The following is a 6,799-nucleotide window of genomic DNA, read 5'->3' on the forward strand; positions in this document are numbered from 1 at the left end:
GCATGATTGACGACGATGAGATCGACGACAAGATCATCGCCATTCCGTGTGAGGACCCGAACTGGAATTTTTATCACGATATTGACCAGCTTCCGCCCCACTATTCCAATGAGATCGCGCACTTTTTTGAAGTGTACAAGGGACTGGAGCATAAACACACGACGACTTCGGACGCGCTGACGCGCGAACAGGCGATCGAAGTCATTAAGGACTGCATGAACCGGTATGAAGTGCATTTCTGCGGTGTGCGTCCGGAAAGAGATTGATATAGTTCAAAAGAGGGACAGCCTTGGGCTGTCCCTCTTTTTGCGGTTTACAGTTTTTTTGTGAGCTGCTTGAGCCATGCGGCGTCCATATCCGGCGTATCGGGCAGGGGCGGCTCCAATCCGAGACAGTGGTACGCGCCGCTGTCCGGCCGGCAATACGGTACAAAGTCAAACCGCTCCAGATTGGGCAGGCGCTGCGCGCGGTCACGCACCAGCCGCATATGCTCCAGGGAATCGGTCAGCCCGGGAATAACCGTGTGCCGGATACGGAGCGGTACGCCTTTGAAGGCAGTCAGGCGCAGAAACTGCTCCACCTGATTCATATCGCCATGGCAGTAGCGGCGATAATCGGCGGGCGTGATGAACTTCAGACTGCACAGGACAAGGTCGGTATGCCGCAGCAGTCGCTCGGCCATGCCGGGCCGGCCGGCGCCCGAAGTTTCCAGCGTGGTATGCATGCCGGCAGCCTGCGCGCCTGCAAAAAAAGCGTCCACGAATGGGGCCTGCATCAGCGGCTCGCCGCCGGTGACGGTGACGCCGCCGCGGCCTTTCCAGAGCGGCTGGGAAAGCAGCGCCTGCTGCACAAGACTGTCCGCATCCAGCGCATAGCCGGCCTGCGCAGACCAGGTATCCGGCCGGCCGCAGCCGACGCATTGCAGCGGACATCCCTGCAGCCGCACGGTAAAACCGCCGCTGCCTGCGGAAAGCGAATGAATTTGACCGGTCACGCGCATCACCCCTTGCCTTTAGAATAGCACAACAGCGGGCGGCTGGCAATGGGCGGAAATTTTTCAGGGATTTAACTTTTCAATCGGGCAAAAAGCGCGTACAATAAAAGCACCATACAGACAAGGAGGAAAGAGACGATGAAAATCGGCATGCTGACAAGCGGCGGTGACTGCCAGGGACTGAATGCTGCGCTGCGCGGCGTTGCAAAAGCACTGTACAACGGGCTGGGAAACAAGGTCCGGCTGTACGGCATACGGGATGGCTACCGCGGGCTGATTGAGGGCGATTACCACGAGATGTGCGAGCGGGATTTTTCCGATATTCTGACGGTGGGCGGCACCATTCTGGGCACTTCGCGCCAGCCTTTTAAAGAGATGCGCAAAGCCGAGGGAGACAGCGAGGAAACCCGCCTGGAAAAAATGCTGAAGACGATCAAGACCGCAGGATTTGACTGTCTGGTGATTCTGGGCGGCAACGGAACGCATAAAACGGCCAATCTGCTGGCGCAGCATGGGGTGAATGTCGTCACGCTGCCCAAAACGATAGATAATGATTTGTGGGGCACCGAAGTTACGTTTGGCTTTCAGTCTGCGGTGGATATTGCAACAACGGTGATTGACTCCATTCACTCCACCGCCTTTTCCCATTCGCGCGTGTTCATTGTGGAGGTGATGGGCCATAAGGCCGGCTGGCTGACGCTGTATGCCGGTATTGCCTCGGGCGCGGATATTATCGTTATTCCGGAAATTCCGTATTCCATCAAAGCCATTGCACAGGCCATTGAAAAACGGGAAAAGAGCGGCAAACGCTTTTCCATTCTGGCGGTTGCGGAGGGGGCAATCAGCAAAGAAGAGGCGGAAATGAGCAAAAAAGAGCGAAAAGCCCTGCGCGAACAACTGCCGTATCCTTCTGTTTCATACCGCATAGCGGATGAGCTGAAGGCGCTGACCGGTCAGGAAATCCGCGTTACCATTCCGGGGCATTATCAGCGCGGGGGCGCGCCCTGTCCGGCGGACCGGCTGCTGACCTCGCGGCTGGGGGCGGCGGCGGCCGAACTGATTCGAGACGGCCGGTTTGGCAACATGGTGGCCGTGCAGAACAACCGGATTGTGCCCGTGCCGCTCAGCGAAGTGGCCGGCAAGCTCAAGACGGTGCCGCCGGACAGCGATATTGTGCAGGCGGCGCGAGATCTGGGGCTGTCAATGGGCGATTAAAGACCGCGCAAACAGGATTTGGCAGAAAATAAAAAGGGTGCGTAAAACGCACCCTTTTGTGTTGACCGCAAAAGACGGATGTTTAAAACCGCTCCAGAGGGGCGGTTTGCCCCGGCAGATCACATCTGCGAAGCCGCTTTTTTGGGACTGCCGTTGTCAAACGGCTGGTCAAAATGATGTACGATGAGCCAGCCGGCGTCAAACTGGGCAGTATACTGCCCTGCAAGCGCCGCCGCACGGATGCGCGCCAGCCCGAACAGCTCGGGCACCGATTCGGTACGCGGCTGCTCCGGCGCCCAGAGATTGTGCCAGGGGTCATGCGCCTCGTTCAGCGCATCCCATTCCGGACGTTCTACTTTCATGTGGCCGGTCAGCAGTGCGCCGCGGCCCAGCAGCCGCTCTACGCGCTGCGCGCCGCAGTAGGTCAGGCGGCGGTTGGAATAGAGAAAACTTTCCCATTTGAGCATTTCGTCAAATGCGCCGCGCAGTTCGTGCGTGGGAATATCTTCCCCGTATACGCGGTACAGCACTGCGTGCAGCAGCGCGGCGAGCACGGCTTTTTCCGAAGTTTCCAGGGTGTAAAAATCGCGGGGAGAGAACGTTGTCACCGCAGCCTGCCGCGTATGCTCATAGAGCAGATAGTCGATATCGCTTTCAATCTGGCAGTGGATGGCCGAGGCGGACAGCCTGGCATCCGCCGAACGGATTTGCTCCTGGCGGCAGTATACATAGGGATGGATTTCACTGTCCAGCGCATAGTGGCAGACAAAACCGAAAAAGTATGCGGCGGCAATTTCACGCGCTTCACCGCTTAAATCCCGCACGCCGCGGGCAAGGGCGGCAAACAGCTCGTCCGTATGTTCCGAATGCATGCGGTTGCCCAGCTTGTGCAGCGGGCTGCCCAGCGCGATTTTACGGTAAAACAGGGGGTCCGGTCCCTGGCAGCCCCAGCGGAAGCAGACAGGATGGGCTGCTGCAATCTGCTGCACGGCCGTGGGGAACACGGTAAGCGCCTGCTCGCCAAACAGATGATGGGATACAAAATCAGCCATAACAGTTCTTCCTTTCTTGCCGGGGCGCGTCCGGAACCGGAGACGATTCCGCCGGCGGCGCCGCCCGCCTGCGGGGATGGAATACAAATTTTGCTGCACAGCGGCTGCGGATACCGCAAAACCCGCTTGCTAACAGCAGTATAACATACCGCAAAGGCAAAAAGCAAGCGATGCATGCAGGGGCGGCAGCGGACGGTAAAACAGATTTTGCGCAGCAGCTTACTGGATGCGCCTCCGTTTGACAAAAGCGCGGTATAAAAAGATGCCGACGATGCAAACCGCGCATTCGGTTGCCGGATAGGCAGCCCAGACGCCGGTCATCTGGAACAGATAAGAGAGCAGAAACGCAAATGGAATCAAAAGGAAAAATCCGCGCAGCAAAGAAATAATCTGCGCCGGCCCGGGGCGTTCGGTGGAAATAAAATAGGTGGACATCACAATATTAAATCCCATAAACGGGCAGGCGATAAAATATATTTTAAGACCGATAACGGCGTACTGCTGCAAAAGCGCGTCGCCCTCGCTGTTGAAGACGGCGGCCAGTGCATCTGCGCCAAAGAAAATGATGCAGTAAATGACGCCGGATAAAAGCAGCATCGTGATCATTGCTTTTTGGAAAATGGCAGCCACATGGTGTTCATTCTGAAACCCGTGATATTTGCTCAAAAGGGGCTGCACCCCCTGCGACAGTCCCGTGTAGATGGCAACGGTGACCAGCGAGATCACGGTGACGATGCCAAAAGCCGCCACGCCGATATTTCCCGCCAGCCGAAGCATGATAAAATTGAACAAAAGCATGACGATACCGGATGTGGCTTCGGTAAGAAGGGGAGAGGTCCCGCTGGAAACGATCTCCCGCACGATATGCGCTTCGGCCTTGAGAGGCACAATATGGAAATGATTTTTCTTTTTCCAAAAATACGGGGAAAGGATCAGAATGCTGATGATGGGGGCGAGGCCGGTTGCAAAAATGGCGCCAAAGATGCCCATATCCAGCGGGAAGATAAAGATGTAATCCAGGATGATATTGGAAAAACTGCCGAAAAACATGGCCTTCATGGATAGCGAGGGACAGCCGTCGTTGCGGATAAAGCCCTGCAGCAGCGTGTTGATGATAAATGCAGGCGCAAACAAAAGCATTACTTTCAGATAAATGTTGGTGATGCCGAATATGCTCTGGTCTGCGCCCAGCAGCCGGACAAGCGGTTCGGAAAAGAACAGTCCGCAGCAGAAGAATATGGCGGCAAGAAAAACGGCAAGATACAGCGCGGTGGTAAAAATTCTGTTGCCCGTATCGGATTCTTTTCGGCTTTTGCAGATGGAATACTTGGCGCCGCCGCCGATGCCGAGCATCAGGCCGATGCCATTCATCAGACAGAACATGGGAAAGGCGAGGTTGAGCGCGGTCAGCCCGTCCGTGCCGAGCTTTGCCGAAACAAAATAGGTATCTGCCAGCGTATAGCAGGAATAGGCCATTTGGCCCAGAATATTCAGAAAAACATACGTTATGAACTCCTTGGTAAGCGAGAACTTCATGATTTCCTCCCTGATGTCGCAAAAAAGAGCCCCTGAACACATAGCCTTTGTGTTCAGGGGCGTTTCAAACTGTTGCTTTAGGATACCATAGTTCCATGTGCTTGTCAAGGCTGCGTTGGCAGCTTTCCATCGGGCCCCATGCTGTACGGAGGATACATAGGCGCATGACGGTATTCCTTATGATGGCATCCGGAAAAGGGCGGTTATACTCAGCCCTCGTAGTCGTCCTCGTTCTCCCAGTTGTGCCAGACGGCCTGCACGTCGTCGTTATCCTCGAGGTTGTCGAGCAGCTTGCGCATCTGCGCCATGTCTTCCTCTTTTTCCAGCGTGATATAGTTCTGCGGTACGCGCTCCACTTCCGCCTCCACAAAGGAATAGCCCAGCGTCTCCAGTGCTTCGCGTACAGCGGAAAAATCGTCCGGCGCAGTGTAGATTTCAAAGGTATCGTCGTCTGCCTGGAAATCCTCCGCGCCGGCTTCCAGCGCCTGCATCATGACGGTATCCTCATCCAGCTCGCCGCGCTCCATGATGATTACGCCCTTTTTGTCAAACTGCCAGGATACGCAGCCCGCAGAGCCGAGGCCTGCGCCGTATTTGTCAAACCAGTGGCGCACATCGGCAACGGTACGGTTTTTGTTATCGGTCAGCGTTTCCACAACGACAGCCACGCCGCCTACGCCGTAGCCCTCATAGTCGTTGGCCTCATAGTTGACCTGGCCGTTTGCGCCCGAGTATTTATCCAGCGTGCGCTTGATGTTATCGTTCGGCATGTTGTTGGCCTTGGCCTTGGCGATGCAGTCGCGCAGGCGGGCGTTGAAGTCCGGATTGGCCGAACCGCCTTCTTTGATGGCAATGGCCATCTCACGGCCGATTTTGGTGAAGATTTTTGCTTTTTTTGCGTCGTTCGCGCCCTTGCGCTTGGCAATATTATGCCACTTGGAATGTCCCGACATGGTGAATGCCCTCTTTTCTATCAGTGTAATTTATAAACAAAACCTAAAAGCGCCCAAACGGCGCACATAGAGTTTATCAAATTTTTTGCCTTTTCGCAAGCCCTGCGGGTATATTTTCAGCGCGGTGCGTGCAAAATATCATCGAAAAATCCAAATAAAGAGGTGACGCACGATGAGCAAACAGAATAATCAGCAGAACAAGCAGAACAACCAGCAGCAGAATCAGCAGAATAATCAGCAGAATAACCAGCAGCAGAACAAGAAGAACAACGAGCAGCAGTTCTGACGCGGACGAAACAAATGAAAAGGGACAGGGGATTGAAGGCCGCGGCTTCCGATCCCCTGCCTTTTTATGCGGGAAACAGGCGCTGTTTTGCAGAAACAAAGCAGAAACGCCTGATGTTTTCAGCGGGAAACGCGCAAGACGAATCGGCGTTTTGCGGGGGCGGCTTGCCCTTTTTTCTGCAAAATGATATGATAAAACATATTGCGGAGAAAGTGGGGCGGCGCATTTGATGAGACGGGCGCAGCAAATATTACAATCCTGTTTCGGTTACGACAGCTTCCGCCCCGGCCAGGCGGAGCTGGTGCAGGCCGTGCTTGCCGGGCGGGATACGCTCGGCATCATGCCGACGGGCGCGGGTAAAAGCCTGTGTTATCAGGTGCCCGCCCTGCTGTTTGACGGGCTGACCATCGTCATTTCACCGCTGATTTCGCTGATGAAAGACCAGGTCGGCGCGCTGCATGAGGCAGGGGTGCCGGCTGCCTGCCTGCACAGCGCCATGCCTGCGGCAGAAATGTACGCCGTGCTGCGGGAAACGGAAAACGGCGGCTGCAAGCTGCTCTATGTCGCCCCCGAACGGCTGACCGCACCTGCCTTTCTGGATTTTGCGCGGCGGGCGCCGGTTGCCATGGTCACGGTGGACGAGGCGCACTGCATCTCCCAGTGGGGGCAGGATTTCCGGCCAAGCTATCTGAAAATTGCGGATTTCTTAGCGGCTCTGCCCGCGCGGCCGGCCGTGTCGGCCTTTACCGCCACGGCAACGGAC

Annotated in this window: 7 protein-coding genes; 3 read left to right on the forward strand and 4 right to left on the reverse strand. The window is 55.8% G+C overall.

Going from position 1 to position 6,799, the window contains the following annotated elements; genetic code table 11:
* A partial coding sequence (locus tag ACOYIE_RS08050) for an inorganic diphosphatase (RefSeq protein WP_433412150.1) occupies nucleotides 1-266 on the forward strand: 266 nt, incomplete at its 5' end.
* 47 nt (nucleotides 267-313) lie between these two features.
* Here the strand turns inward: ACOYIE_RS08050 and ACOYIE_RS08055 are convergent.
* Complete coding sequence (locus tag ACOYIE_RS08055) at nucleotides 314-994, reverse strand: radical SAM protein (protein ID WP_433412152.1); 681 nt, start codon at nucleotides 992-994, stop codon at nucleotides 314-316.
* A gap of 138 nt (nucleotides 995-1,132) precedes the next feature.
* On the opposite strand from ACOYIE_RS08055, the gene ACOYIE_RS08060 reads away from it, so the two are divergent.
* Nucleotides 1,133-2,209, forward strand: coding sequence for a 6-phosphofructokinase (locus tag ACOYIE_RS08060; RefSeq protein WP_433412154.1), 1,077 nt, complete (start codon nucleotides 1,133-1,135; stop codon nucleotides 2,207-2,209).
* A 119-nt stretch (nucleotides 2,210-2,328) separates the two neighbouring features.
* On the opposite strand, the gene ACOYIE_RS08065 is transcribed toward ACOYIE_RS08060, so the two are convergent.
* The 3 genes from ACOYIE_RS08065 to ACOYIE_RS08075 form a co-directional block, all read right to left on the reverse strand.
* A complete protein-coding gene (locus ACOYIE_RS08065; protein WP_433412156.1) occupies nucleotides 2,329-3,261 on the reverse strand; it encodes a zinc dependent phospholipase C family protein in 933 nt (310 codons plus the stop codon).
* 219 nt (nucleotides 3,262-3,480) lie between these two features.
* Nucleotides 3,481-4,797 (reverse strand): MATE family efflux transporter, encoded by a 1,317-nt coding sequence (locus tag ACOYIE_RS08070; protein ID WP_433412158.1) that lies wholly within the window; start codon nucleotides 4,795-4,797, stop codon nucleotides 3,481-3,483.
* Between the two features lie 209 nt (nucleotides 4,798-5,006).
* Nucleotides 5,007-5,750: a YebC/PmpR family DNA-binding transcriptional regulator gene (locus ACOYIE_RS08075; protein WP_433412160.1), complete on the reverse strand. Its 744-nt coding sequence runs from the start codon at nucleotides 5,748-5,750 to the stop codon at nucleotides 5,007-5,009.
* Between the two features lie 515 nt (nucleotides 5,751-6,265).
* On the opposite strand from ACOYIE_RS08075, the gene ACOYIE_RS08080 reads away from it, so the two are divergent.
* Nucleotides 6,266-6,799: DEAD/DEAH box helicase (locus ACOYIE_RS08080; RefSeq protein WP_433412162.1), on the forward strand; the 534-nt coding region annotated here is incomplete at its 3' end.

The sequence above is a fragment of the Agathobaculum sp. genome, assembly GCF_050946325.1.
Classification (GTDB): domain Bacteria; phylum Bacillota; class Clostridia; order Oscillospirales; family Butyricicoccaceae; genus Agathobaculum.

What these genes read in the sequence shown, in the direction of transcription:
- ACOYIE_RS08065 (WP_433412156.1), bottom strand. Translation starts at nt 3,261, where the DNA reads ATGGCTGATTTTGTATCCCATCATCTGTTTGGCGAGCAGGCGCTTACC.
- ACOYIE_RS08075 (WP_433412160.1), bottom strand. Translation starts at nt 5,750, where the DNA reads ATGTCGGGACATTCCAAGTGGCATAATATTGCCAAGCGCAAGGGCGCG.
- ACOYIE_RS08060 (WP_433412154.1), top strand. Translation starts at nt 1,133, where the DNA reads ATGAAAATCGGCATGCTGACAAGCGGCGGTGACTGCCAGGGACTGAAT.
- ACOYIE_RS08070 (WP_433412158.1), bottom strand. Translation starts at nt 4,797, where the DNA reads ATGAAGTTCTCGCTTACCAAGGAGTTCATAACGTATGTTTTTCTGAAT.